The sequence below is a fragment of the Hyphomonas chukchiensis genome (assembly GCF_000682695.1).
Taxonomy (GTDB): Bacteria; Pseudomonadota; Alphaproteobacteria; order Caulobacterales; family Hyphomonadaceae; genus Hyphomonas; species Hyphomonas chukchiensis.
Genome location: NZ_AWFG01000010.1, coordinates 39,110 through 63,355 on the forward strand (window position 1 = coordinate 39,110; position 24,246 = coordinate 63,355).

At 61.5% G+C, this 24,246-nt stretch carries 25 protein-coding genes and 1 other RNA gene; 11 read left to right on the plus strand and 15 right to left on the minus strand.

Annotated elements, in window-relative coordinates; genetic code table 11:
- Window positions 1-393: 393 nt before the first annotated feature.
- Both HY30_RS03725 and HY30_RS03730 read left to right on the plus strand, forming a co-directional pair.
- A complete protein-coding gene (locus HY30_RS03725; RefSeq protein ID WP_034737262.1) occupies window positions 394-2,181 on the plus strand; it encodes a sensor domain-containing protein in 1,788 nt (595 codons plus the stop codon).
- A 115-nt stretch (window positions 2,182-2,296) separates the two neighbouring features.
- Window positions 2,297-3,118 (plus strand): alpha/beta hydrolase, encoded by an 822-nt coding sequence (locus tag HY30_RS03730; RefSeq protein ID WP_162176886.1) that lies wholly within the window; start codon window positions 2,297-2,299, stop codon window positions 3,116-3,118.
- A 4-nt stretch (window positions 3,119-3,122) separates the two neighbouring features.
- Here HY30_RS03730 and HY30_RS03735 read toward each other — a convergent pair whose 3' ends face one another.
- Together HY30_RS03735 and HY30_RS03740 are read right to left on the minus strand one after the other, a co-directional pair.
- The gene (locus tag HY30_RS03735; protein WP_034737267.1) at window positions 3,123-3,470 is read right to left on the minus strand and encodes a hypothetical protein; all 348 of its coding nucleotides are present in this window, start codon (window positions 3,468-3,470) and stop codon (window positions 3,123-3,125) included.
- Window positions 3,471-3,564: 94 nt separating this feature from the next.
- Window positions 3,565-4,257, minus strand: coding sequence for a TerC family protein (locus tag HY30_RS03740; RefSeq protein WP_034737269.1), 693 nt, complete (start codon window positions 4,255-4,257; stop codon window positions 3,565-3,567).
- Window positions 4,258-4,448: 191 nt separating this feature from the next.
- On the opposite strand from HY30_RS03740, the gene HY30_RS03745 reads away from it, so the two are divergent.
- From HY30_RS03745 to HY30_RS03760, 4 genes are read left to right on the plus strand one after another with little or no spacing between them, the layout of a single operon-like run.
- Window positions 4,449-4,958, plus strand: coding sequence for a methylated-DNA--[protein]-cysteine S-methyltransferase (locus HY30_RS03745; protein ID WP_206741406.1), 510 nt, complete (start codon window positions 4,449-4,451; stop codon window positions 4,956-4,958).
- Entirely contained in the window at window positions 4,907-5,647 is a 741-nt protein-coding gene (locus HY30_RS03750; RefSeq protein ID WP_051614799.1) for a 2OG-Fe(II) oxygenase, read from the plus strand. Before HY30_RS03745 ends, HY30_RS03750 begins: the two co-directional genes overlap by 52 nt.
- Complete coding sequence (gene alkB, locus HY30_RS03755; protein ID WP_051614773.1) at window positions 5,647-6,282, plus strand: DNA oxidative demethylase AlkB; 636 nt, start codon at window positions 5,647-5,649, stop codon at window positions 6,280-6,282. The genes HY30_RS03750 and alkB overlap by 1 nt, the downstream gene beginning before the upstream one ends.
- Before the next feature lie 58 nt (window positions 6,283-6,340).
- Window positions 6,341-7,381, plus strand: a complete 1,041-nt coding sequence (locus HY30_RS03760) for an NAD(P)-dependent alcohol dehydrogenase (RefSeq protein ID WP_034737271.1) — start codon at window positions 6,341-6,343, stop codon at window positions 7,379-7,381.
- Here the strand turns inward: HY30_RS03760 and HY30_RS03765 are convergent.
- The 7 genes from HY30_RS03765 to HY30_RS03790 all read right to left on the minus strand — a co-directional run bounded on the left by HY30_RS03765 (window position 7,378) and on the right by HY30_RS03790 (window position 15,062).
- On the minus strand, window positions 7,378-8,391 hold the full coding sequence (locus HY30_RS03765; protein ID WP_051614775.1) for a lipid A deacylase LpxR family protein: 1,014 nt from the start codon (window positions 8,389-8,391) through the stop codon (window positions 7,378-7,380). The genes HY30_RS03760 and HY30_RS03765 overlap by 4 nt on opposite strands.
- A gap of 17 nt (window positions 8,392-8,408) precedes the next feature.
- A complete protein-coding gene (locus HY30_RS19020; RefSeq protein ID WP_162176887.1) occupies window positions 8,409-9,230 on the minus strand; it encodes a lipid A-modifier LpxR family protein in 822 nt (273 codons plus the stop codon).
- A 397-nt stretch (window positions 9,231-9,627) separates the two neighbouring features.
- Entirely contained in the window at window positions 9,628-11,496 is a 1,869-nt protein-coding gene (locus HY30_RS03775) for a ribonucleoside-diphosphate reductase subunit alpha (RefSeq protein ID WP_034737274.1), read from the minus strand.
- 274 nt (window positions 11,497-11,770) lie between these two features.
- Window positions 11,771-11,860, minus strand: an RNA gene (gene ffs / locus HY30_RS19625) — signal recognition particle sRNA small type.
- A 58-nt stretch (window positions 11,861-11,918) separates the two neighbouring features.
- Window positions 11,919-12,296, minus strand: a complete 378-nt coding sequence (locus HY30_RS03780; RefSeq protein WP_034737275.1) for a DUF779 domain-containing protein — start codon at window positions 12,294-12,296, stop codon at window positions 11,919-11,921.
- 109 nt (window positions 12,297-12,405) lie between these two features.
- The gene (gene adh / locus HY30_RS03785; protein ID WP_034737277.1) at window positions 12,406-13,929 is read right to left on the minus strand and encodes an aldehyde dehydrogenase; all 1,524 of its coding nucleotides are present in this window, start codon (window positions 13,927-13,929) and stop codon (window positions 12,406-12,408) included.
- Window positions 13,930-14,072: 143 nt separating this feature from the next.
- Window positions 14,073-15,062, minus strand: coding sequence for a GAF domain-containing protein (locus tag HY30_RS03790; protein ID WP_051614780.1), 990 nt, complete (start codon window positions 15,060-15,062; stop codon window positions 14,073-14,075).
- Window positions 15,063-15,185: 123 nt separating this feature from the next.
- Between HY30_RS03790 and HY30_RS03795 the strand changes: the two genes are divergently transcribed.
- Window positions 15,186-17,273, plus strand: a complete 2,088-nt coding sequence (locus tag HY30_RS03795; protein WP_034737279.1) for an alpha/beta hydrolase family protein — start codon at window positions 15,186-15,188, stop codon at window positions 17,271-17,273.
- Window positions 17,274-17,285: 12 nt separating this feature from the next.
- Here HY30_RS03795 and HY30_RS03800 read toward each other — a convergent pair whose 3' ends face one another.
- The 3 genes from HY30_RS03800 to HY30_RS03810 form a co-directional block, all read right to left on the minus strand.
- On the minus strand, window positions 17,286-17,510 hold the full coding sequence (locus HY30_RS03800) for a hypothetical protein (protein ID WP_034737281.1): 225 nt from the start codon (window positions 17,508-17,510) through the stop codon (window positions 17,286-17,288).
- Window positions 17,491-17,673, minus strand: coding sequence for a hypothetical protein (locus HY30_RS03805; RefSeq protein ID WP_034737283.1), 183 nt, complete (start codon window positions 17,671-17,673; stop codon window positions 17,491-17,493). Before HY30_RS03805 ends, HY30_RS03800 begins: the two co-directional genes overlap by 20 nt.
- An 81-nt stretch (window positions 17,674-17,754) precedes the next feature.
- Window positions 17,755-18,378: a LysE family translocator gene (locus HY30_RS03810; RefSeq protein WP_034737286.1), complete on the minus strand. Its 624-nt coding sequence runs from the start codon at window positions 18,376-18,378 to the stop codon at window positions 17,755-17,757.
- Window positions 18,379-18,453: 75 nt separating this feature from the next.
- On the opposite strand from HY30_RS03810, the gene HY30_RS03815 reads away from it, so the two are divergent.
- Window positions 18,454-18,906 (plus strand): Lrp/AsnC family transcriptional regulator, encoded by a 453-nt coding sequence (locus HY30_RS03815; protein WP_034737288.1) that lies wholly within the window; start codon window positions 18,454-18,456, stop codon window positions 18,904-18,906.
- A gap of 9 nt (window positions 18,907-18,915) precedes the next feature.
- Here HY30_RS03815 and HY30_RS03820 read toward each other — a convergent pair whose 3' ends face one another.
- On the minus strand, window positions 18,916-19,317 hold the full coding sequence (locus HY30_RS03820; RefSeq protein ID WP_034737290.1) for a cupin domain-containing protein: 402 nt from the start codon (window positions 19,315-19,317) through the stop codon (window positions 18,916-18,918).
- A gap of 119 nt (window positions 19,318-19,436) precedes the next feature.
- Between HY30_RS03820 and HY30_RS03825 the strand changes: the two genes are divergently transcribed.
- The gene (locus tag HY30_RS03825) at window positions 19,437-20,060 is read left to right on the plus strand and encodes a glutathione S-transferase family protein (protein WP_034737292.1); all 624 of its coding nucleotides are present in this window, start codon (window positions 19,437-19,439) and stop codon (window positions 20,058-20,060) included.
- A gap of 9 nt (window positions 20,061-20,069) precedes the next feature.
- On the opposite strand, the gene typA is transcribed toward HY30_RS03825, so the two are convergent.
- The gene (gene typA / locus HY30_RS03830) at window positions 20,070-21,902 is read right to left on the minus strand and encodes a translational GTPase TypA (RefSeq protein WP_034737295.1); all 1,833 of its coding nucleotides are present in this window, start codon (window positions 21,900-21,902) and stop codon (window positions 20,070-20,072) included.
- A 148-nt stretch (window positions 21,903-22,050) separates the two neighbouring features.
- Here typA and nudC point away from each other — a divergent pair, with 148 nt between their 5' ends.
- On the plus strand, window positions 22,051-22,965 hold the full coding sequence (gene nudC, locus HY30_RS03835) for an NAD(+) diphosphatase (protein WP_051614781.1): 915 nt from the start codon (window positions 22,051-22,053) through the stop codon (window positions 22,963-22,965).
- A gap of 104 nt (window positions 22,966-23,069) precedes the next feature.
- Window positions 23,070-23,336, plus strand: a complete 267-nt coding sequence (locus HY30_RS03840) for a hypothetical protein (RefSeq protein ID WP_081812043.1) — start codon at window positions 23,070-23,072, stop codon at window positions 23,334-23,336.
- A gap of 177 nt (window positions 23,337-23,513) precedes the next feature.
- Here HY30_RS03840 and HY30_RS03845 read toward each other — a convergent pair whose 3' ends face one another.
- Window positions 23,514-24,026, minus strand: coding sequence for an outer membrane beta-barrel protein (locus HY30_RS03845; protein WP_051614783.1), 513 nt, complete (start codon window positions 24,024-24,026; stop codon window positions 23,514-23,516).
- Window positions 24,027-24,246 lie beyond the last annotated feature (220 nt).

Genomic DNA, 24,246 nt, shown 5'->3' on the forward strand with positions numbered 1-24,246 from the left:
TGGGTGTTCATGTCGATATGTGGAGCAATATACACCACATATAGTGCTTCAATCAGGTTAATGCCGCAAGATGTTCCGGTAACGATTGCGACACTTGTCCACAGGCCTGCACACAGGAAATGCGCTGGCGACGGCTTTGCGGGCAGCTGCGCGCCCCTCATCCTTATACGCCGAAACCGGGCATGAGTCCCTCCCGGGCTGATAAGGGGTGTGGCGGCAGAAACGCGGACAGCCTGAAAGCGCATTATCGCATCGGATTTGCACGTCACATTAGCTTATTGTTTATCACATAGAATATATGGTCGTGATGTGTGCAGTTGATAGCCCTTCCTCCGACCCTGAATGGCCTGCGCTCTGGCTAGCGCATCCATAGGCTCAGTAGAGACACTCCCGATGATCGTCGCACTTGAACACCTTCGACAGGTTTTTGATGCCCTGCCTTATCCGATCTTCGCCAAGAACGCGAAGCATCAATGGATCTATGGCAACACCGCCTTCGAGCATCTCATTGGCACCAAAGACTATATCGGAAAGGATGATACTGCCTACTTTCCGATGGAGCAGGTCAAGGTGTTCCGCACCCAGGACCGCCGCGTCTTTGGTAGCGAAGAGAGCCTCAACGAGGAAGAGATCGGCGAGGGCCTTTTTGCGCTGACCCGCAAGATGCCCCTGACACTGCCGGACGGCTCGGTCGGCCTGGTCGCCATCATTCTCGCAACGCTCAAATCCGATAAAAACCGCACGGATAGATCATGGATATCCGAAGCCCTGAAACGTGAGCCGGCAGCCCAGGCCGAGCATCTTGAATCGACCTGGTCGCAGCGGACCGAAGAGCTGCAGAAGCGCCTGAACGCCGTCGAGAGTATGCACTCCAGTACACTGCAGATTGCACGGACGGATACGGCGACAGGCCTGATGAACCGTCTCGGGTTTGATGCCGAACTGGAAAAAGCCATTCATGCCGCCAAGGAGACCGGCAAGCCTTTCGGCGTCGCGTTCATCGATGTCGACCGGTTCAAGCAGATCAATGACCGGTTTGGCCATGCCGCCGGCGACAAGGTGCTGACCGCAGTGGGAAGGCGTCTGAACGAGTTGCCTGATGTCTTTGCGGTGGCGCGCTGGGGCGGCGATGAATTCGCGCTTCTGACCGAACTGCCAAATATCGGCCAGGAAGCCTTGAGGCAGGGATTTGAAGAGGCGCGCCAATACGCCTTCCGCCCAGTCAAGGACCATAATCGCAGGATCAATATTTCCGGTTCTGCCGGAATGTCTGTCTATCCTGATGATGCGACCGATCCCGAAGAGCTGATGCGTTATGCAGACATCGCCCTGATCCAGGCCAAGCAGTCCGGTCGCGGGCGCGTGGTGCTTTTTGACCACAAGCTCAACGAGGCCGAAAAGCGCCGCACACAGATCATGCGTGACTTGCCGGAAGCCATCACAAATGGTGAAATCGTTCCCTATTATCAGCCCATCATCTGCACGTCGAAGCGTCTTGTACGCGGCGTGGAAGCGCTGGCGCGCTGGACGCACAAGGATTTTGGTCCCATCGATCCGGCTGAATTGTTTGAACTTGCCCATATGTGCACAATGGCCGGTGATCTCGACAAGCATCTGCGCGGGAAGGCCTTTGAGCAGGTCAAGCCATGGCTGGACAATGGCCTGATCAATTACCTGTCCCTCAACATTTCGCCGCAGGACATCGCCTGTGAGGATTTCGCGACGAAATTGCTCGGCAGGCTCGCCGCTATGGCAATCAGTCCCGAGCAGATATGCGTTGAGATTCTGGAATCTGCCATTGTCGGCGATCTTGAGTCAGCGCAGGCCAATCTTGAGCAACTCAGTTCAGCCGGCGTGCAGATTGCGCTGGACGATTACGGCACGGGATTTTCAAACCTGCGGGCGCTGCTGGACCTGCCGCTGGACAAGCTGAAACTGGACCAGTCCCTGGTGCGCGCGCTTGGCGCGAACAACAAGGTGGCCAACCTGCTGACCTCGATCATGGAACTGGCAAAGGCGATGAATGTGCGCGTGGTGGCCGAGGGTATCGAAACGCGGCTTCAATCCACCTTTGTCACCTCCATCGGATGTGACCTGATGCAGGGCTATCTGTTTTCACAGCCCCTGCCCTACGCCCAGATGGATGCGTGGCTGTTTGAATATCGCGAGAAAGTCGCCTGAGACCCGACAGCTGAAAGCGCCGGCGACGGATTTGCTGACTGACGCCGTTGAATGATATCCTGAGCCAAAGCGAGGATCGCGTGGAATGCGGATATGGATCTGTCTGGCGGCCGTCATGGCCTTTTGGCTCGCGCCCGTGCCCTCCGCGCAGGCGGAAACCTATCTCGATGTGCCCTATGCAAGCCTGCCGGGCGTCGATCCCGAAAGCCTCAGTCTCGACATTTATACGCCGGAAGGGGCGAAGGATGCGCCGGTCCTGGTGATGGTGCATGGGGGCGGATGGCGACGTGGCAGCAAGACCAATGCGGTCGGCGACAGCCATGTGCCCTATTTCACCGGGCAGGGATTTGTCTACGTCTCGATCAATTACCGGCTGGCGCCGGATGACCCTTTCCCGGCCTTCATGGAAGATGCCGCTGCAGCGGTCGCCTTCGTGCACCGCGAGATTGGACGCTATGGCGGCGACCCGGACAATATTTTCCTGATGGGGCATTCGGCGGGGGCGCATATTGCGGCGCTGCTGTCGGTGGATGGGCAATACCTTGCGGCGCAGGGCCTGACGCCGGCGGTGCTGAAGGGCACCGTGCTGCTGGATGGGGCGGCCTATGACATTCCGGACCTTGCCCGCTTTGGCGGACGGCGCCTGCCTCGGCTTTACCGCCAGCCCTTTGGCGACGACCCGGCCGTGTGGCGGGCAGCATCGCCGACGCTGCAGGTGAAGGCCGGAACACCGACGCCGCCCATGCTGATCTTCCATGTCGACCGGCCCGGCGCTGGCGAGGCCTCGAACGCGCTGGCAGATGCGCTGCGCGGCGCGGGCCATTCAGCACGCGTGGTGGAGGCGGCGGACCGCTCGCACCGTACGCTCAATCGCAGCCTTGGCGAGGCTGACGATGCCTACGCCCCGATGATCGCGGAATTCATCCGGCAGGAATAGCGCTTCAGCGCGCGTGGCGCGGACGGGGCGACGCGGGCGGTGGCGGGAGGATGGAACGCGCCGCGGTCGGACCCACGGCGTTTATGCCAGCGCCGATGGCTGGCATCGTCGGCATGTCGAGTGGGACGACCTCCGTTTCGGACTCCAGCCGGTGCTCGGCGCGTATTGCGCGGCGATAGACCACGAAAGCCAGAACGGCGAGGCCGACAACCGAGATGGCCAGCGCGATGTTCACGATTGTCTGAGGGGTGTGGAGTTCCGCGAGGAGGGTCCAGACGGCGGTGAGGTCGACTATGGCCGTGATCTCCATGATGAGGAGCGTCATGACCAGGGCTTTCAGGAAGCGGCCCATGAGATGTGTTGTCCATGAAAACACCAGCAAGCGCTGGCACAGATGACATTATCTGCTTCTGCCGAATGGCCCGCAAGATGGATTTCTCAGATGCCTAGTGAATCGCCGCGCAGGCCGCCGGGACATGCGCGCCGAGCATGGGGAGGCCCTCGGTGCAAAGCTCAAGCCCGCCCTGCCACATCATGTGCAGCGCGACATAGACGATGATGCCAAGGCCGACAAAGGCGATCCAGCGATGCTTGCCGAGTATGCGCGCGATGAATGATGAGGCGAGCCCCATCAGCAGGATCGACAGCGTGAGGCCGAAGACCAGCACCCAGGGGTGTTCGCGCGCGGCACCGGCGACGCCAAGCACATTGTCGAGCGACATGGACACGTCGGCGAGAATGATCTGCATGACGGCGGCGCGCAGGGACTTGGCAGGCTTTTGCCCGGCAATGGTGCCATCGCCGTCAAGGTCTTGCCCCGCAAGGGCTTCGGCCGCGTCATGGGCGGCGTGTTCCTGCAGCTCGCGCCACATCTTCCACGCGACCCAGAGGAGCAGGACACCGCCGGCAAAGAGGAGGCCAACGATCAGCAGCAGCTCGGCCGCGATCAGCGCGAACAGGATGCGCAGCACGGTGGCGGCGATGATGCCGATGAGGATGGCCTTGGCGCGCTGGTGCTTTGGCAGGCCAGCTGCCGCCATGCCGATGACCACGGCATTGTCGCCCGCCAGGACGAGGTCAATTGCGATAACGGCGAAGAACGCCTGAATGAGTTCCGGCGTCAGGAAATCTGGCGTCATGGGGGACCCTTATCCCCGGAACGGGCCGGAGGATTGCTGCACCTTCAATATGGGAGGCGTCGCGCGGCGGGGCAATGGCACAGGTTCAGGCGCAGGTGTGGAGAATGCAGTTCGTGCAGGGGCAGCATGTATCGGAATGCGGGCGCGCGTCGGCAGGCGTAAACCCCATCCATGCCAATATGGAGACGGACATGAAAGACCTTGAGAGACTGGTTTACGGATTTGGCGACACACCGCACGGGCGGATCGTGGTGGCCCGGAGTGAGAGCGGCATCCGCGCGGTGCTGTTCGGCGCGGATAATGCGGCGCTGGCGGAAGACTTGGCGGCGCGCTTCCCGGACGCCGACCTTGTGCCGGCCGGGATGGGGATGGACCGGGCGATTGCGCAGGTCGTTGATGTCATGCTGGGCGAGGCGCCGGTGGGCGAGTTGGTGCTGGACCTTAAGGGCACCGCGTTTCAGCTGGCGGTGTGGGATGCCCTGCGCGCGATACAACCCGGCGACACGGCCTCCTACGCGGAAGTGGCGGCGGCCATCGGCAAGCCGGGCGCGGTGCGAGCGGTTGCGGCCGCCTGTGCAGCCAATCCGGTGGCGGTGATTGTGCCGTGCCACCGCGTGGTGCGGAGCGATGGGAGCCTGAGCGGCTATCGCTGGGGCGTCGAGCGCAAGCGGGCGCTGCTTGCCTGGGAGACGGCTGCGTGAATGTTGCGGCGATTGACTGGACCTCTGTTGAGGCAGGGCTGGATGCGACCGGCTTTGCCTCGCTGGGCGTATTGATCGAGGCGGATGCGCGGGCGGGCCTGATCGGTGCCTATGGTGAGAGCGACCTCTACCGGAGCCATGTGCATATGGCGCGGCACGGGTTTGGGCGGGGCGAGTACAAGTATTTCCGCTATCCCCTGCCCGGCCCGATCGCAGCGCTGCGCGAGGCGCTCTATCCCGCCTGCGCAGACATCGCCAATCGCTGGGCCGAGCGGATGCGGACGGAGATGCGCTACCCACCAGATCATGCTGAGTTTATCGCGACATGCCATGCAGCGGGACAGACGCGGCCGACGCCGCTGATGCTCTCCTATAAGTCCGGGGACTATAATTGCCTGCATCAGGACCTGTATGGCGGGATCGTTTTTCCGCTCCAGGTCGTTATCCTGTTGAGTGAAGCAGATGATTTTGACGGCGGTGAATTCGTGATGACCGAGCAGAGACCGAGGATGCAGTCGCGGCCGCACGTGGTGCCGCTGCGCGCTGGCGAAGCGGTCGTGTTTGCGGTCAACGAACGGCCCGTGAAAGGCGCGCGCGGCGAGTACCGCGTGAAGATGCGGCACGGTGTCAGCACGCTGACGCGGGGCGCGCGGTTTGCGACGGGCATTATCTTCCATGAGGCGACGTGATGGCTGACCTGTTGAGCGATCTGAGGCCGGGCGAGGCGTGGCATGGCGAGGGCGTGCTGCACCTGCCGGGCTTTGCCGATGCGGCGGCGATGTGGGCCGCGCTGCAGCCTGTGCTGGCGGCGGCGCCGTTCCGCCACCTCGTGACGCCGGGGGGCAAGACCATGTCGGTGTCGATGACGAATTGCGGACGGGTCGGCTGGGTGTCTGACAGGGCGGGTTATCGTTATCAGGCGGTTGACCCGCTGAGCGGGCGGCCCTGGCCGGACATGCCGGAGGCTTTGCGCGCTGTCGCGGTGCGGGCGGCGACGGCGTTCGGAGCGGCAGGTTTTGACCCGGATGCCTGCCTGATCAATTGCTATGAGGTGGGCGCGCGCCTCACGCCACATCAGGACCGGGACGAGCAGGACCTTGGCGAGCCGGTCGTGTCCGTATCGCTCGGCCTGCCGGGGCGATTCGTGATTGGCGGGACGGAACGGTCAGGGCCGAAGCAGACAGTGCTGCTGGAGCATGGCGATACGCTCGTATTCGGGCGCAGTGCGCGCCTTGCCTATCATGGCGTGCTGCCGGTGAAGGCCGGTGATCACCCGATGATGGGCGCAAGGCGCATCAGCCTGACGTTTCGCAAGGCGGGGTGATTGCCTCGACAAAGCCCCTGCCCGCGTGTCACGCTGCAAAAAAACGAGGGAGAAGACGATGCAAGTTGCCGCCTATGCCGCCAAGAGCCCGGAATCGCCGGTTGAGCCACTCGAGATCACCCGGCGCGACCTGCAGCCGAATGATGTGCTGATCGACATTACCTGGTGCGGGGTGTGCCACAGCGACATTCATACGGCACGCAATGAATGGGGCCGGACGAAGTATCCCATCGTGCCCGGACACGAGATTATCGGAAAGGTCAGCGCGGTTGGCGCGGATGTGACCAAGCACAAGGTGGGCGACACGGTTGGCGTGGGCTGCCTTGTCGATGCCTGCCTCTCGTGTGGCGCCTGTCATGATGGCGACGAGCAATATTGCGAGAAAGGTTCGGTCGGCACATATGGCGGCACCGAGCCGGTGATCGGCGGCGTGACGCAGGGCGGCTACTCGAAACAGATCCTCGTGCGCGACGAATTCGTGCTGAAGGTTTCAGACAAGCTCAATCCGGCGGAAGTGGCGCCCCTGCTGTGCGCAGGCATCACCAGCTGGTCGCCACTGAAACACTGGAACGTCAAAAAAGGCGACAAGGTCGGCGTGATCGGGCTGGGCGGGCTTGGCCATATGGGCGTGAAGTTTGCCGTGGCGATGGGCTGCGAAGTGGTGATGATCACGACGTCGGAAGAGAAAGGCGCCGATGCCAAGCGGCTGGGCGCGCATGATGTTCTGGTGTCGACCGACCGGGAGGCGATGAAGGCGCAGCGGGGCAGTTTCGACTTCCTGCTGAACACCGTGCCGGTGAAGCACGACCTGAACCCCTACCTGATGCTGCTGGCGCGCAATGGCACGATGGTGATTGTCGGTGCGATCGAACCGCTGGAGCCGATGCATGGCGGCCTGCTGCTGAGCGGGCGCAAGCGCGTGGCGGGATCAGGCATTGGCGGCATCGCGGAGACGCAGGAGATGCTGGACTTCTGCGCCGAGCATGGCGTGACCAGCGACGTGGAAGTGATCGCGATGAAGGATATCAACGCCGCCTATGACCGCGTGGTCAAAGGCGACGTGAAATACCGGTTCGTGATCGATATGGCGACGCTCTAGCGGGCGACCGAGATGGAGAAGGCGCCAAAGCGCTGCGGCGTGATCTGGGCGTCGAATTCCTCGGTGCGGTTCACATAGGTGAAGGCGAACTGGACTTCGCGATAGTGTATTGCGAGGCCGGCCTGCAGGTCGCCGACATAGGTCTTGCGATCATCGACGCGGGGGCTGTCGCGCCAGAGGTTGCCATCGAGGAACATGTCGCGGCCGACGGCGCGGCCAGCGACGCCCATGAAGAAATAGCCGCCCATCGGATTCTCGTCGGTGCCGGGGATGAATTCGCCCGCGCCTGACAGGGCGGGACGGATGCGCGGCGGGCCGAAACTGGAATCGAGATCCCAGCCGATCCGCGCGGTCAGGCCGGAGGAGGCATAGGTGCGCACATTGCCGAGCGCACCGCCAAGGTCGAAGCCGAGATCGGTCTCGACGCCGAGCGGCAGCGTTGGCCCCGGAAGGCGGTAAAGGCGCTGGGCGATGATCTCGACGCCGGGCTCATCCTTCAGCTGGCTGGTCCAGCCCTGTGCCTCGGCAACGCCGATGATCCGGTGGAAATTGTTCTGGACGAACTCGCCGCCGGCCGAGGGACCGACAATGCCGAGATTGACCTGCAGCGTGTCCTGCGTGTTGCCATTCGTGCCGACAATCGTGCCTGAAGCATAGAGCCAGCCGGCATAGGGCCGGTCTGTCGGGTCGGGCACGGCCAGCGTCTTGTCCTCGGGCGTGAAGATGACGTGGCTGAGGGCAAAGCCCTGGCGCAGCTCCTGGCGCTTCAGATCAAGGAAGGGAATGCGGTCGGCAACCCATTCGAGCGCCGGAAAGATCTCGTCGGCACCGGATACGCGTTCGATGCGCAAACCGTTGGAATAGTTGCGATCGGTGCCGCCGCCGAACTTGTCATTCTCGACGGTGAGCGAGACCACAGCGGGCTTCTTCACCTCCTGGGCATGAGCCAGAGGCGCAACAAAAAGGGCCGCGACAAGCGCGACCCGTGAACATGTGTGGGTCAACTTCATGACCGGTGAAATAGCACCTATCGGCGCATCGTGAAACTTACACCTGCGAAATCTTCAGTGTTGCTGAAGCTGCCATTGCGATCGGAATATTTCACTTCGCGGCGGATATAGCTGAGCGAAAGCTCGCCCCCTGCCCGCTGGATCGATACGCCGGCCTGCATGTCGCCCACAGTGATCTGGTCTGTCAGGGACATGTCGTTGAGATTGGGCGCGAAACTGGTCTTGCCGGCATCCCAGACGAGGGCTTCACCATCGGCCCCGGCGAAGATGTACCATCCCTGTGGCTGGCCGTTCTTGTCGAGGATGTTGAGGTCCCGACCGATCCGGACTTCACCACCGACGCGCTGGCTGAGCAGTTCGCCATCGTCGCGCACGGCAATACGCGGGGCCACGCCCACGTCGAACTTGAGGCCTGTGACCGCGCTCGGCGCCGCGAAAGCGACTTCGGCGGCAATGTCTTTTTCAATCTGGGTTGGCGCGCCCATGCGAAGCTTGCTGCGCTCGGCCGCGAGGGCGACCAGCGCAGGGCTGCCTGTCCACGAAAGTTCCGGCAGGTCCGACGGGACAATGCCCGAAATCGAACCGAAGCTGGCGGCCGTCTGATTATTGAAATCTGCCACCGGGGCTGGCAGCGCGCCGAGGACTGTGCCCGAAAAATGCGCAGGCGCGCCATCGACGACATGAACCGACACATCTGCGGCCGGATCGGCTTGAATATTCTGGGTTCCAAGCGCCGAAGGCACCGCCATGCTCATGCCAAGGCTTGGCGGCACGACCGGTTCGCTCCGGACAAAATCATGCGGAGATGTAGACACACAGCCCTGGCAGGCCATCGTCATGACTGTTGATGCTATTGCGAATACCATACGCCTGACACCCTTCATGGCTAATCCTCGTACGCTTGCGCTTGTAGAGAATTACACCTCACCTGACTTAATGTAGCATAAAGGACACAGGACCCCCAAATGCCTTTCGCCCGTAAAAGATTAATTCTGTCCGATTGTACGCCTTCCTGCAGTTACGGTTCCACAACCCGCAATCTTTTCGTTTTTTCCCGCAAGAACCGCGCCATTTGGCCGGTTTATCTTCTTAATGCGTGTGAATTTTTGTGCGAATTGTGGCAACCTGGGAAGCAACTGCACGCATTTCAGCCAGCCAGACCGTCAACCGGAAAGCGAAAGGCGACCAGCCCGATTGGACTGACCGCCTTGCTGTGAGTGAATTGTATGGCCCGGCCTACTGGCAGGCGAGGCACTCGTCATAATCGGTATTCGGCGTGTCGAGCGTCTGGCCTTCGACACGGTCGGAACCGGCAAAGGCGGCGCGCTGCACCGATTTGGAACGGCAGTAGTAAAGCGACTTCAGGCCGCGTTCCCATGCCGTCCAGTGGAGCATGTGCAGGTCCCACTTGGAGACGTCACCCTTGAGGAACAGGTTCAGCGACTGCGACTGGCAGATATAGGGCGTGCGGTCGGCCGCCAGCTCGATGATCCAGCGCTGGTCGAGTTCGAAGGCCGTCTTGAAGACGTTCTTCTCGTGCTCGTCGAGGCATTCAAGGTGCTGGACCGAGCCCTCATGCTCGAGGATGGACGTCCAGATCTCGTCACTGTTGAGCCCCTTTTGCTCGAGCAGGGTTTCGAGCTGCTGGTTCTTCACCGTGAACGAGCCCGACAGGGTCTTGTGCGTGTAGACGTTGGCCGGGATCGGCTCGATGCCTGCGGATGTGCCGCCGCAGATGATCGAGATCGACGCGGTTGGCGCCACGGCGAGCTTGTGGCTGAAGCGGGCCATCATGCCGACATCGCGGGCATCCTCGCAGGGACCACGTTCCTTGGCGAGCTTGACCGAGGCGGCATCGGCGCCCTGGCGGATGTGCTTGAACATCTTCTCGTTCCACACCTTGGCCATCGCGCCTTCCATCGACACGTTCATTGACTGGAGGAAGGAGTGGAAGCCCATGAGGCCGAGGCCGACCGAGCGTTCGCGCTTGGCGGAATAGACGGCGCGGGCCATTTCCGGCGGGGCGCGCTCGATGAAGTCTTCGAGCACGTTGTCGAGGAAGCGGAAGATGTCTTCGAGGAAGCGCTCTTCCTTCGACCATTCCATGAACTTCTCGGCATTGACCGAGGAGAGGCAGCAGACCGCCGTACGGTCCTGTCCGCGATGGTCGACGCCGGTTGGCAACGTGATCTCGGAGCAGAGATTCGACTGGGTGACCTTGAGGCCGAGCTTGCGCTGGTGGGCAGGCATCGAGTTGTTCACGGTATCGGTGAACAGGAGGTAGGGCTCGCCGGTCTGCATGCGCAGCTCGAGGATTTTCTGCCAGAGCTTGCGGGCATTGATCGTGCGCAGGACTTCGCCCGATTTCGGGCTGACCAGACCATAGTCCTCATCATTGCGGACGGCTTCCATGAAGTCGTCGGTGATATTGATCCCGTGGTGCAGGTTGAGGCTCTTGCGGTTGAAGTCGCCGGACGCCTTGCGGATTTCGAGGAATTCCTCGATTTCCGGGTGGTGCACGTCGATATAGCAGGCAGCCGAGCCGCGGCGCAGGGAGCCCTGGCTGATCGCGAGCGTCAGCGAATCCATCACGCGGATGAAGGGAATGATGCCGGACGTCTGACCGTTCTGGCCGACCTTTTCACCGATGGAGCGGACATTGCCCCAATAGGTGCCGATGCCGCCGCCATTGGAGGCGAGCCAGACATTCTCGGTCCAGGTCTCGACGATATCGTCAAGCGAATCGCCGACCTGGTTGAGGAAGCAGGAAATCGGCAGGCCGCGCGCAGCGCCGCCATTCGAGAGAACCGGCGTCGACGGCATGAACCAGAGCTTGGACATGTAGTCGTAAAGGCGCTGGGCGTGCTCGGCATCGTCGGCGAAGGCCAGCGACACGCGGGCGAACATGTCTTGATACGACTCACCGGGCAGCAGGTAGCGGTCGCGCAGGGTCGTCTTGCCGAACTCGGTCAGCAGGGCGTCGCGCGACGGATCCGTCTGCACGGGCGCGCCTTCGACCACGCGCAAAACCGCCTCGGCACCGGCTTTCGGCTTGCCTTTACGGGGCGAATTTTTGGTCACAGACTTGGCCTCGGATGCAGACATGTGCAGCCCTCCAGTTTCGTTGTTAAATATAGGAACTGAAGCCCCCGGTTGCCAGATATGGCGCCCAACTTCTCTCCTGACACTACATATAGTGTCCGAAGGTTAACGGTCGGTCAACGGGACAATTCTCAAAAGTGTCAAATTTGGCGTGGAATTCGGGTTAATCAAACGTTAACGCGGGGCCGGATCACCCGTCCCAAAAGGCGAATTGCGCCACTGCTTATTCGTGCAGCAGGCGACCCTCTGGGTCAATCCGGAAATCGGGGAAAAAGGCGGAGACAGGCGAACGACCCGGGCGGAACTCGTTGGGGCTGCTTCGTTCCCGATCTGACCCGATTGGCGAATGGCCCGTCCGCCACCTGCCTCCTCCGGGCTATATGCGCGGAGAGACAGCGAATCGCAAGGGCGGGGATGAGTCGGTTTCAGGTATCCCCAAGAATCGCGCGCTCTTCGGGAGAGAATGTGCGGGCCCGCGAGAGGAAGCGCTGCTCGCGGCCATTGTCGAGCGAAAACATGCCGCCACGGCCCGGCACGACATCCAGGATGAGCTGGGTATGCCGCCAGGCGTCGAACTGGCTGGACGATATATAGACGGGCACACCGTCGACGGTGCTGAGGCAGATGTCGACGTCGCCAAGATGGAACTCGCCCGCCGGGTAGCACATGGGGCTCGACCCGTCGCAGCAGCCGCCCGACTGATGGAAGATGATGTCGGGATGATCCTTGCGAATCTCCGCAATGAGCCGCAGCGCCGCCGGGGTGGCGGTGACGCGTGGCGGGATGGTCTGGGCGTCGGTCATGCGACCTCCGGTTTCCGGCACCTGGTAAAGCCTGGGCGTGTTCCGGCGCGCGACAGGGAGGCATGCGCGCCGGAACCGCTTATCGGCCTGAAGGGGCGCCTTCAGGCGATCAAAAGAAGCCGAGCTTTTGCGGGGCATAGCTGACCAGCATGTTCTTGGTCTGCTGGTAGTGATCCAGCATCTTCGAATGATTCTCGCGGCCGATGCCCGACTGCTTGTACCCGCCAAAGGCCGCATGGGCCGGATAGGCGTGGTAGCAATTGGTCCACACGCGGCCCGCCTGAATGGCACGGCCGAAGCGGTAACAAGTGTTCGCGTCGCGGCTCCAGACACCGGCGCCGAGGCCGTAGAGCGTGTCATTGGCGATGGCGAGGGCTTCGGCGTCATCTTTGAACGTGGTGACCGAGACGACCGGGCCGAAGATCTCTTCCTGGAAGACGCGCATCTTGTTGTGGCCTTTGAGGACCGTCGGCTGGACGTAGTAGCCGCCTGCAAGGTCGCCGCCATGGTCGACAGCGGCGCCGCCGATAAGGACTTCAGCGCCCTCCTGACGGCCAATGTCGAAATAGGAGAGGATCTTCTCTTTCTGCTCGGAGGAGGCCTGCGCGCCGACCATGGTGGACGGATCGAGCGGGTTGCCGAGCTTGATGGCCGCGACGCGCTTCAGGGCCCGTTCCATGAAGCGGTCATAGATAGACTCGTGGATCAGGGCGCGCGACGGACAGGTGCAGACCTCGCCCTGGTTCAAGGCGAACATGACGAAGCCTTCGATGGCCTTGTCGAGATAGTCGTCATCCTCGCGCATGACGTCAGCGAAGAAGATGTTCGGCGACTTGCCGCCGAGTTCAAGCGTGACCGGGATGATGTTCTCGGAGGCGTATTGCATGATCAGGCGCCCGGTCGTTGTCTCGCCGGTGAAGGCGATCTTGGCGATGCGCTTGCTGGAGGCGAGCGGCTTGCCGGCCTCGAGGCCAAAGCCGTTGACGATGTTCAGCACCCCGGGCGGCAGGATGTCCGCGATCAGCTCGGCAAAGACGAGAATCGAGGCGGGCGTCTGTTCGGCGGGCTTCAGCACGACGCAGTTACCGGCAGCGAGCGCCGGGGCGAGTTTCCACACAGCCATCAGCAGGGGGAAGTTCCACGGGATGATCTGGCCCACGACGCCGAGTGGCTCATGGAAGTGATAGGCGACCGTGTCATGATCGATCTCGCTGATGCCGCCTTCCTGCGCGCGGATGCAGCCGGCGAAATAGCGGAAGTGATCGACTGCGAGTGGCATGTCGGCGGCCATGGTTTCGCGGATGGGCTTGCCATTGTCCCAGGTCTCGCAGGTGGCGAGGAGTTCGAGGTTTTCCTCCATGCGGTCCGCGATACGGTTGAGCATCAGGGCGCGTTCGGCAACCGAGGTCTTGCCCCAGGCGTCTTTCGCGGCATGGGCAGCGTCGAGAGCGAGTTCGATGTCTGACGCATCCGACCGCGCGATGGCGCAGATCGTCTGGCCCGTGATGGGCGACGGATTGTCGAAATAGCGCCCGGCCCTGGGGGCGACAAACTTGCCGCCGATGAAATTGTCGTAACGCTCCTTGAACGGAGACGTCATTGTCGTGGAATCGAGAAACTGGGTGTCGGCCATGCTGATATTTCCTCCATTGGCTTCTTCGTCGTGATGCGAAGACTGGAGGCAAACATTGTCCCGAACGGACGTGCTGTCAGGTGGGGCGAAACGGGGAGCGGTGGCCAAGTGTCTCAGAACTGAGACAGGTTGCGCCAGAAACGTCAATCCGTGCTGAGGCCCAGCCGGTCCATGCGGCGATAGAGCGTGGCGCGGCTGATGCCGAGGGCGCGCGCGGCGGCGGCCATGTTGCCGTCTGCGCGGGCAATGGCGCGCTTCAGCTCGCGCCGTTCAGCGCTGTCGAGACCCACGCCGCGCTGGTCGGAATCGCCGAAAATGTCGCCGGCGGGGCGCGGGGTGGCGAAGGCGCCCTGGCCAAGATTATAGGCCTGCCGGGCCGCGCGGGTGGCACCGATGACGAGGTCGTCGCCATTGACGGCGAAGAGGACGGCGCCGCGCTGGCCATCGCCCTGCCCGCGCACGATGCGCTGGCCGGCAAAGGCGCTCTGGAAATGATCCGCTTCGATCTGGCGTGCGGCGTCGGCCACGGTCTGCGCGATCAGTGTGGCAAAGGGCTGGGTCAGGTCTGAGCGGCAGGAGGAGACATCAAGCACGGCGGCGAGTTCGCCATGCTCGTCGAACACGGGCGCACCCATGCAGGTCATCACCGTGTTGCTGTCGTGGAAGTGCTGGTCGCGATAGATGGTGACAACCCGTTCCTCGGCAATGCAGGTGCCGATGCCGTTTGTGCCCTGCGTGGCTTCGGACCAGTCGGCGCCCTGCCAGAGCCCGGCGGAGCGGAACATCTTTTCATCCGAGCCGGGTGCGCGCTGGTCAAGCACGATGCCGCCGGTGTCGCAGAGAAGGATGCTGCAGCCCGCAAGGCCGAGACTGGCATGGAGACGGTCCATGACCGGATTGGAAATGGCAAGCATGCGGCCGAGGACGTCGCGGCGCTCTGCGAGGGCCGCTTCGTCAATTCGGACATCCCTGTGCGGGGCATCGGGCGCGAGGCCGTGCGTGGTGAGGGAGCGGGCCCAAGAGGCGGCAATGGCGGACTTGGCTGCGGCACTTCTTGAGAGCGCGATCTGGCGCACATGGTCCGCATGCGCCCCGGTGGGCACGGTTGCGGACGGATCAGGCTTGCTCTCCATGGGCAGAGCCTAGCACGCGGCATCGCGGCCTCAAAGTGGGCAAGACATGCCCCGTTTTTGAGTTGTCCGGGGCAAAGCCTGCTGGTAGGTCTCGCTCTCGCGAAAAACCAGAAGGGGGAAGCGATGACATTCCGACACATCTTGTTGGCAGGCGTCTCTGTCATGTTGGCGGCAGGCAGCGCCGTGGCGAAAGAGGACGAGGCCCCATCCCGGCGCTTCACCGCAGACCGCGTGTTCGACATGGAATACGCGACCGACCCGCAGGTCTCCCCCGATGGCAAGAGCATTGTCTATGTGCGCCATTCGATGGACCGGATGACCGACAAGGACACTGGCCAGATCTGGATGATCGACCTTGCGACAGGTTCCAACCGTCCTCTGGTAAATGGCGGCACGGGCGCATCGTCGCCGCGCTGGTCGCCGGACGGCACACGCCTCATCTATGCGACCGCAACCGACGGCAAGCCGGAAGTGCGCCTGCTTTATCTCGACAGCGGACGGAGCTTCCCGCTGGCCCAGTTCCTGGAAGGCCCGTCAGAGGCGGTGTGGTCGCCAGACGGCAAGCATGTGGCGTTCAGCATGTTCGTGAAGGGCGAGGCGCCGAGCTTCGCCAAGGCGCCAACGCCGCCGGAAGGCGCGACATGGAATGACGGCGTCAAGGTGATCGACAAGCTGACGTTCCGTTTCGATGGCGCAGGCTATCTGGAAGACGGCGCGACGCAGGTGTTCGTATTGCCGGTCGATGGCGGGACGCCGCGTCAGGTGACGTTTGGCGACGCTGACATGCAGAGCCCGGAATGGCTGGACAATGACACGCTGCTCGTTTCGGGCAACACGGCCGACGACCGCGATCTCGACCCCGTCGAAAGCGAGATTTATGCGGTGGAGCTGTCTGACCTGTCGATCAAGCCGCTGACGACGCGTGACGGGCCGGACATGTCGCCCGTTGTTTCGCCAGACGGCAATACGATTGCCTATCGCGGATTTGACGACAAGACGCTCTCCTACCAGCAGGCCGACCTTTACCTGATGAATGCGGACGGCTCGAACCAGCGTCCGCTGGCGGCAGACTTTGCCGGCGAATTTGGCGAGACGGTCTGGGCGCCTGACGGCAAGAGCCTTTACAGCCTGTCGGAAGACCATGGCGTGCTGTCGGTATATCAGATCGACCTCAAGGGCAACGTATCTCAAGTGGTAACGGGGCTTGGCGGCGCGTCAATCGGGCGCCCCTATGCCGAAGGGAGCTTCTCGGTGAGCGGCGGCAAGAAACCTGTGATCGCCTATACGGCCGGCTTCATGGACAAGCCTTCGGAAATCGGGGTGATCGGCGCAAATGGCAAGGATGCCAAAGTGCTGACCGATCTCAATGCGGATGTTCTGCCCTATCTCGACATGGCGAAAATCGAGGAAGTGAAGGTCAGCTCGAAACATGACGGCAAGGAGATCGAGGCATGGGTTGCCCTGCCGCCGGACTTCAAGGCCGATGGCAGCTTCCCGCTGATCCTGGAAATCCATGGCGGGCCCTATTCGATGTACGGGCCGTTCTTCGCAAGCGAGATCCAGCGCTATGCGGCGGAAGGCTATGTCACGATCTGGTCGAACCCGCGCGGGTCGACAGGCTATGGCGAGGATTTCGCGCTGGAGATCGACCAGGCCTATCCGGGCCATGACTATGATGACCTGATGACGGTCGTCGACGAGATGGTGGCGCGCAAATATGCCGACCCGGACCGCCTGTTCGTGACGGGCGGATCAGGGGGCGGTATCCTGACGGCGTGGATCGTGACGCAGACGGATAGGTTCAAGGCGGCCGCGTCGGTCAAGCCGGTGATCAACTGGATGACGATGGCACTTGCCGGCGATATCGCTCAGGTCGTGCGGCGCCACTGGATACGTGCCGAGCCATGGTCTGACCCGGAAGCCTTCCTGAAGCATTCGCCGATCCGTTTCGTCGACAAGGTGGTGACACCGACGATGATCATGGTGGGGGAAGAGGATTACCGCACGCCTGCCTGGGAAGCAGAGCAGTTCTATACGGCGCTGAAGATGCGCGGTGTGGATACGGTTTATGTAAGAGTGCCGGGATCACCGCACTATATTGCTTCGCGCCCGAGCCGCCTGATTGCCAAGACGGATAATATCATGGGCTGGTTTGCGAAATATGATCCTGCGAAGAAGGACGAGGCTGACGAAAAAGCCGGGGACGAATAATCCCCGGCTGGATCAGCGGCCGGTCTTGCGACGGGTGCGGGCGGGAACTAGGGCACGTTCCTGCTTGCGCGCGATGAGGGCTGCAAAAAGGCCCATGACGGCTTCCTGCATGATCTCATCGGTCATCGTCTTGAGACGCAGATCGATATGATTGGTCAGGCGCTGGACACCGTTACGGGCCAGAAGGTCGACGCCGCGCTTGCGCTTGGGGCTGGATTTAGTCGGCTGGCGATTCATCTTTGGTCCTCGTCTTTGCGACCCCGGTAATTATGCCGAGGCCAATGAGAATAACGGAACAGATACCGATCCAGATAAGCGCCACGCCGAGCATGAATGCGCCATAGGCCAGGCCAGCGATAAGTATGATGAAGCCGATGAGATAGAGCGCAAAAGAGGACATGGGGAATACCTTCGGGTCTGACTGTACTGATGGCATAACTCCAGTCAGACGCCCCGGTTCCCCGCCTGCACGGATATCCTCCTAGTGCGCCCCTAACCCGCCGGAAGTCATGATGGGCCATAGGGTGGCGAGTAGCAGCAGCGCGGCGGTGATATTGAAGGCGCGCAGCCGCGCCGGCCGGTTGAGGAAGCGGCGCACCTGCGTTCCCAGGACGGCCCAGGTGGACGTGCTGACAAGGCCGACCATGGCGAACACTGTCACCATGATGCCGAGGCTGACCAACGGGTGGTCTGGCAGGGTGTAGGCGCTGATCGCTGTGAGAACCATGGCCCAGGCCTTTGGATTGACCCATTGAAACGCAGCCGCCTGAAGGAAGCTGAACGGCTTGCCGGTCGCTTCGCCCTGCCCGGCTTCCGGCGGCGGCGCGGCATTTGCGATCTTCCAGGCCAGATAGAGAAGATAGACGGCACTGACTGTCTTCAGGACGACGAGCGCAAAGGGAAAGGCTTCGAACACCCGCGCGAGCCCAAGGCCGACCAGAACGATCATGATGGCAAGGCCGACAATGATGCCGCTCATGTGTGGCAGGGTGCGCTTCAGCCCGAAATTCGTGCCGGACGCCATGAGCAATAGATTGTTCGGCCCCGGTGTGATCGAGGTGATGAACGCGAAGGCCATAAGGGCGAGAAGGAGCTGTATGGGCATGATGCCGCAATAATATGCGATATACGGCGCAATGTGCTTGTGTTTTGGGGCGCGTAAACAGTATTTATGCAATCCATGAGCGATATGGACACCATAAACCGCAATATATTGCGTGAACTTCAGGCCAATGGCCGGATCAGCAATCTTGAGCTGGCCGAAAAGGTGGGGCTGTCGCCATCGGCTTGCCTGCGCCGTGTGCAGGAGCTGGAGCGCACAGGCGTGATCCAGGGATACCGCGCTTTGGTCGACAGGAACGCCATTGGCGGCGGCTTCCTCGCCTATATTACCGTCGGGCTGTCACAGCACACGAAAGCGCACCAGATGGCCTTCGAGAAGGCCATGCAGCGGGCGCCGGAAGTGCGCGAGTGCCATAACGTGACGGGCACGATCGAATACCTGCTTCGCGTGGAGGTGGCCGACCTTGCGGCCTACAAGCATTTCCACACGGAAGTTCTCGGCACCGTGCCACAAGTCAGCTCGATCACGTCCTATATCGTGATGGGCTCGCCCAAGGACCAGCGGGCCTGACAGGCCGGCCTAGCGCGGGCGGTGCTCTGTTCCCTCGCCAGCCGTGATGAAGACCGCTGTGGCGCTTTCAGGAACGTCAGCGATGTGCCAGACGCCGGGCGGGTTGATCGCATACTCACCAGCCGACAGCGTGACGCTCTGCTTGCTGCCGTCCGGATACTCCTGGTGCAGGGTCATGCTGCCGGCTGTGCAGAGCACAAGCTCTGATCCATGAGGATGAACCTCCCAACCGGACCAGTCTTCGGTGAACGTGTGCATCGAAACCAGCCGCCCTTCGATGCCGTCATTCGGATGGAGCCTTCCATAGGCTTCGTACCATTCCATTCCGCCCGTCATTTCCGGCAGCACATGCGCCGTGGCGCCGAGGCCGAGATGGACGGGAAACTGCGTGAGCGTCATGGGTTTGGTCATGAGAGCCTCCTGTACTTCAGGAGTCTAACATCCCTTGCCGGACGATCAAAATCTTCCAGCCAGACTTGTAAGGCCCAGCGAGCGGGCGCAAAATCAGGTCAGGATCGCGGGAGAGCGCAATGATTCTGATCGGCATGTATGACAGCCCCTTTGTTCGGCGCGTCGCCATTGCGATGAAACTCTACAAGATGGAATTCGAGCACAAGTCCTGGTCGACCTTCGGCGATGCCGAGAAGATCGTGGCGTACAATCCGCTCATTCGCGTGCCGACACTGATGCTGGACGGCGGAGAGGTGCTGATCGAAAGCGCGGCCATCCTGGATGCGCTGGACGACATGGTGGGCCCTCAGCGGGCGATGACGCCCACCAATGGTGCTGCGCGACGTTCGGCGCTCAAACTGTGCGCGCTGGCCTCAGGCATGGCCGACAAGGCCGTGTCGCTTGTTTACGAGCGTCACGTGCATGAACGTCCGAACCCGAAATGGATCAAGCGATGCACGGGGCAGATTTCCCGTGTGTTGAACGTGCTGGAAGTCGAGCGCGCCGGCCAGCACACACCCTACTGGTTTGGCGAGCACATGGCGCATGGCGATATCATGGTGAGCTGCGCAGTGAACTTCATGCGAGATGCCCTGGCCGACGATATCGACCTTTCACCCTGGAAAGCCCTGAGCGAACATACCGACAAATGCGAAAGCCTCCCGGAATTCCGGGAGGCCTTCATGAAGTTCAAGATCGGATAGAGGTCTGGCCTAGTAGTCGTGGTTCGACTTGGCGTGGCGCTTGCGCTCATGCGGGTCGAGATAGATCTTGCGCAGGCGAATGTTCTGCGGCGTGACTTCGACCAGCTCATCGTCGGCAATATAGGCCAGCGACTTCTCAAGCGTCATCTGGAGCGGCGGCGTGAGGCGGACGGCCTCGTCCGTGCCCGACGCGCGCATGTTGGTGAGCTTCTTGCCCTTGAGCACGTTCACTTCGAGATCGTTGTCGCGCGTATGCTCGCCAATGATCATGCCGGCATAGACCTTGTCACCCGGATGGATGATCATCGGGCCACGGTCTTCGAGGTTCCAGAGCGCGAAGGCCACGGCCTCGCCCTGTTCCATTGCGATCAGCACGCCCGTGTGGCGACCCTGGATACGGCCCTTGTGCGGGGCGTATTCATGGAAGATGCGGTTCATGATGGCTGTGCCGCGCGTGTCGGACATCAGCTCGCCCTGGTAGCCGATCAAGCCGCGTGTCGGCGCGTGGAAGACCATGCGCGTGCGGCCGATGCCGGAGGGACGCATGTCCAGCATGTCGGCCTTCCGCTCGGAAAGCTTCTGGACGATGATGCCGGTATGGTCGTCATCGACGTCGATGATGACTTCCTCGATCGGCTCAAGCTTCTCGCCGTTCTCGCCTTCCTGCATGACGACCTGCGGACGCGAGACGCCGAGTTCGAAGCCTTCGCGGCGCATGGTTTCGATCAGCACGGCGAGCTGGAGTTCGCCGCGGCCTGAGACGGTGAAAGCTTCAGCGTCGGTGGCGCGCTCAACCTTGAGGGCGACGTTGCCTTCGGCTTCCTTCACGAGACGGTCCCAGATGATGCGGGACGTGACCTTGGTGCCTTCGGTGCCCGCGTAAGGGGAGTCGTTGACGCGGAACGTCATCGAGATGGTTGGCGGGTCGATCGGCTGGGCTTCGATCGGCGTATTGACCGACGGGTCGCAGAACGTGTCGGCGACGTTGGCCTTGGTCATGCCGGCGAGCGAGACGATGTCGCCTGCCATGCCTTCGTCGACCGGGATGCGCTCAAGGCCGCGGAAAGCGAGCACCTTGGACACGCGACCCTGCTCGACGAGCGAGCCATCACGGGCGAGGACCTTGATCGACTGGTTCGGCTTGATCGTGCCGGACGAGATGCGACCGGTCAGAATACGCCCGAGGAAGGGGTCGGACGAGATTGTCGTGGCGAGGAGGCGGAACGGACCCTCTTCGACTTTCGGGGTCGGCACGTGGTCGACAACCATCTGGAACAGCGCGTCCATGTCGGTGGTCGGGTTCTCGTATTCGGTGTTCATCCAGCCCTGCTTGGCCGACCCGTAAAGGATCGGGAAGTCGAGCTGCTCGTCAGTCGCATCAAGGTTGGCGAAGAGGTCGAACACTTCATTGATGACTTCGTCAGGACGGCGCTCGGGCTTGTCGATCTTGTTGACGGCCACGATGGGGCGCAGGCCGACTTTCAGGGCCTTGGACACAACGAACTTGGTTTGCGGCATCGGGCCTTCCGATGCGTCAACCAGCACGATGGCACCGTCAACCATCTGGAGGATGCGTTCCACCTCACCGCCGAAATCGGCGTGGCCTGGCGTATCGACGATATTGATACGGTAGCCATTCCATTCGACCGAGGTCGTCTTGGCGAGGATGGTGATGCCGCGCTCGCGCTCGATATCATTGGAATCCATCGCGCGTTCGACGGTTTTCTCGTTTTCGCGGTATGTGCCGGACTGTTTGAGCAGTTCGTCGACCAGCGTTGTCTTGCCGTGGTCAACGTGGGCGATGATCGCGATATTGCGCATTTTCTCGATAGACTGGGACATAGGGATATAAAGGCTTTCGGGAGGAGGAATCGGGTGTCTGGCGCGCCCACTAGCCGAACATGGAGCTTTTGGCCATGGGGGATGGGCAGGATTGCCGACGCCGGGTAAGGAATTCCCTTCTTTTGGCAAACCGGTAGTGTCCCATTCCATGACAAACTCCAATGACATGCCGCTGGCGGCAAAACCCCTTGATCGCGCTGCCCACAGGCGCACAGACGAAGCCTGGCTGGAAAAAGCCATGCAGGATGATGCGTCCCTTTTCTTCCTGATGCGGGCCGGTGAACCCTTCGTGGAAAAGCGCGGCCTGTTCTGGATGGGCCCCGAAGCCCGCAAACTGTCTCCCGGATCGCCGGTCTTGTTCATGGGAGAGGACAAGACCGGCGCGCCCGTGTTCGCGATGAACCTGCCGGAGCGTTTTGACGTCGCTGCATCGCTGATTGCCGGAACAGGCGAGTTCATGGATTTTCGCGGGGCGGTCGGCGCCATGGCAGAGATGGAAGCCAACCTTGCCTCGACCGCGCGCAGCCTGTTCGCCTGGCATTCGAGCCACGGGTTTTGCGCCAAGTGTGGCGGCGTGGTCGGGATTGTCGACGCAGGCTGGAAGAGCCAGTGCCAGGCCTGTGGCGCCGAGCATTTTCCGCGCACGGACCCGGTCGCCATCATGCTGGCCGTGAAGGACGGGAAATGCCTGATCGGACGCCAGGCGATGTGGCCGGCGGGTTTCATGTCGTGCCTAGCGGGCTTCTGCGAACCGGGCGAGACGATCGAGCAGGCCGCCGCTCGAGAACTGTTCGAGGAGGCAGGCATAAAATGTGATCCGGCGAGCGCCGAATACGTCGCCTGCCAACCCTGGCCCTTCGCCTCGTCGCTCATGGTGGGACTCATTCTGGAAGCGGAAACGACGGAAATTACGGTCGACAAAACAGAGCTCGATGAAGCCCGATGGATCACACGCGCCGAAGCACGCGAAATTCTTTCCGGCAAACATTCTGAACTTTACGCGCCGCCGCCGATGGCAATTGCGCATCATATATTGAAGACCTGGGCCCTTCGCGACGAATAGACGTGTACGGATATTCGGTTGCTGCTCGCGCCTCAGGTGAAAATCAAGAGTTGATTTCCCGCGAATCACAATATTATTGGCTCGCCACTGACAGGAGATTGGAAATGGCGACTGCAACGAAAAAACCGGCCGCAAAAAAACCGGCCGCAAAACCAGCAGCAAAAAAGCCGGCCGCTAAGCCAGCCGTAAAAGCTGCGACCAAGACTGCTGCTAAACCAGCTGCGAAAAAACCAGCTGCGAAGCCTGCTGTGAAAAAACCGGCCGCTAAGCCTGCTGCGAAAGCCGCTGCCAAGCCAGCCGTGAAAAAAGCTGCTGCGAAACCAGCCGCGAAAAAGCCAGCCGCAAAAAAGCCGGCCGCAAAAAAGAAATAAGTCTACGGACGATAATTCGAAAAACGGGCGAGCATGTCTCGCCCGTTTTTTTATTTGTTTTCAGATATTTATGCAGGTTTCCAAAAAGAAGCCCCCGCACTCGCTCGGAGCACGGGGGCTGTCCTGCCTTGCGGTCAATTCAAGGGCTGCCCGCTTGGTCGGACCTTCAGAAGCGGCCTAGAACTTCAGGACATAGGCAATGTCGATCACGTCGACGGAGTCGTCATAGTCCAGATAGGTATAGCCGAGACGCACGCCCTGGTTCGGGGCGAAGTAATAGTCGCCGCCAATGCCGAGGGCCGCTGCATCATCATCCGCAGAAGCCGAGAAGCCGCTGGCGGATGCCTTGATTTCCGTGCTCACGTAACCGACGCGGCCGAACACGTCAGCCTTCTCGGAAAACGGGATCCGGCCCACGGCATAGGCGCCGTAGGAATTTTCCAGTTCAACGTCCACGTCGACGCCAGCGATCGAGGTGGACTCGTCGGCAACGCCGATCGCGCCCTCGATTTCGGCACCCAGGAATTCGTTGAAGTTGTAGCCTCCACGCAGCTGGATGGCGCCAAGGTCGGCATCATCGGCACTGTAGTTTCCGTAACCGAACGTGCCGTAAAAACCCTTCTCCTGCGCGAGGGCGGGAGTAGCGGCGAGGGCAGCGATCGTCAGGGCCGTGGTGAGTGCAAGTTTCATGGGAGGTATTTCCTTATGTTGTTCCCGTCTCCGGGAAACCGGAATCTAGCGACGGATTGTGGCAAGGTGTGTGAATTCGGATTCATGTTTGCATACGGCCAAACTGTGTGGCCGGCGCGCAACGCCTGTGATTCCGTGCCTTGAGAATACATGGAAAAACATGCGGTCCGCCGTCGAAATGAGGGCGGGCCGAGGTAAAAATGCGATTCAGATATGTGGC

What these genes read in the sequence shown, in the direction of transcription:
- HY30_RS03725 (WP_034737262.1), top strand. Translation starts at nt 394, where the DNA reads ATGATCGTCGCACTTGAACACCTTCGACAGGTTTTTGATGCCCTGCCT.
- HY30_RS03730 (WP_162176886.1), top strand. Translation starts at nt 2,297, where the DNA reads ATGGCCTTTTGGCTCGCGCCCGTGCCCTCCGCGCAGGCGGAAACCTAT.
- HY30_RS03735 (WP_034737267.1), bottom strand. Translation starts at nt 3,470, where the DNA reads ATGGGCCGCTTCCTGAAAGCCCTGGTCATGACGCTCCTCATCATGGAG.
- HY30_RS03740 (WP_034737269.1), bottom strand. Translation starts at nt 4,257, where the DNA reads ATGACGCCAGATTTCCTGACGCCGGAACTCATTCAGGCGTTCTTCGCC.
- HY30_RS03745 (WP_206741406.1), top strand. Translation starts at nt 4,449, where the DNA reads ATGAAAGACCTTGAGAGACTGGTTTACGGATTTGGCGACACACCGCAC.
- alkB (WP_051614773.1), top strand. Translation starts at nt 5,647, where the DNA reads ATGGCTGACCTGTTGAGCGATCTGAGGCCGGGCGAGGCGTGGCATGGC.
- HY30_RS03760 (WP_034737271.1), top strand. Translation starts at nt 6,341, where the DNA reads ATGCAAGTTGCCGCCTATGCCGCCAAGAGCCCGGAATCGCCGGTTGAG.
- HY30_RS03765 (WP_051614775.1), bottom strand. Translation starts at nt 8,391, where the DNA reads ATGAAGTTGACCCACACATGTTCACGGGTCGCGCTTGTCGCGGCCCTT.
- HY30_RS19020 (WP_162176887.1), bottom strand. Translation starts at nt 9,230, where the DNA reads ATGACGATGGCCTGCCAGGGCTGTGTGTCTACATCTCCGCATGATTTT.
- HY30_RS03775 (WP_034737274.1), bottom strand. Translation starts at nt 11,496, where the DNA reads ATGTCTGCATCCGAGGCCAAGTCTGTGACCAAAAATTCGCCCCGTAAA.
- HY30_RS03780 (WP_034737275.1), bottom strand. Translation starts at nt 12,296, where the DNA reads ATGACCGACGCCCAGACCATCCCGCCACGCGTCACCGCCACCCCGGCG.
- adh (WP_034737277.1), bottom strand. Translation starts at nt 13,929, where the DNA reads ATGGCCGACACCCAGTTTCTCGATTCCACGACAATGACGTCTCCGTTC.
- HY30_RS03790 (WP_051614780.1), bottom strand. Translation starts at nt 15,062, where the DNA reads ATGGAGAGCAAGCCTGATCCGTCCGCAACCGTGCCCACCGGGGCGCAT.
- HY30_RS03795 (WP_034737279.1), top strand. Translation starts at nt 15,186, where the DNA reads ATGACATTCCGACACATCTTGTTGGCAGGCGTCTCTGTCATGTTGGCG.
- HY30_RS03800 (WP_034737281.1), bottom strand. Translation starts at nt 17,510, where the DNA reads ATGAATCGCCAGCCGACTAAATCCAGCCCCAAGCGCAAGCGCGGCGTC.
- HY30_RS03805 (WP_034737283.1), bottom strand. Translation starts at nt 17,673, where the DNA reads ATGTCCTCTTTTGCGCTCTATCTCATCGGCTTCATCATACTTATCGCT.
- HY30_RS03810 (WP_034737286.1), bottom strand. Translation starts at nt 18,378, where the DNA reads ATGCCCATACAGCTCCTTCTCGCCCTTATGGCCTTCGCGTTCATCACC.
- HY30_RS03815 (WP_034737288.1), top strand. Translation starts at nt 18,454, where the DNA reads ATGAGCGATATGGACACCATAAACCGCAATATATTGCGTGAACTTCAG.
- HY30_RS03820 (WP_034737290.1), bottom strand. Translation starts at nt 19,317, where the DNA reads ATGACCAAACCCATGACGCTCACGCAGTTTCCCGTCCATCTCGGCCTC.
- HY30_RS03825 (WP_034737292.1), top strand. Translation starts at nt 19,437, where the DNA reads ATGATTCTGATCGGCATGTATGACAGCCCCTTTGTTCGGCGCGTCGCC.
- typA (WP_034737295.1), bottom strand. Translation starts at nt 21,902, where the DNA reads ATGTCCCAGTCTATCGAGAAAATGCGCAATATCGCGATCATCGCCCAC.
- nudC (WP_051614781.1), top strand. Translation starts at nt 22,051, where the DNA reads ATGACAAACTCCAATGACATGCCGCTGGCGGCAAAACCCCTTGATCGC.
- HY30_RS03840 (WP_081812043.1), top strand. Translation starts at nt 23,070, where the DNA reads ATGGCGACTGCAACGAAAAAACCGGCCGCAAAAAAACCGGCCGCAAAA.
- HY30_RS03845 (WP_051614783.1), bottom strand. Translation starts at nt 24,026, where the DNA reads ATGAAACTTGCACTCACCACGGCCCTGACGATCGCTGCCCTCGCCGCT.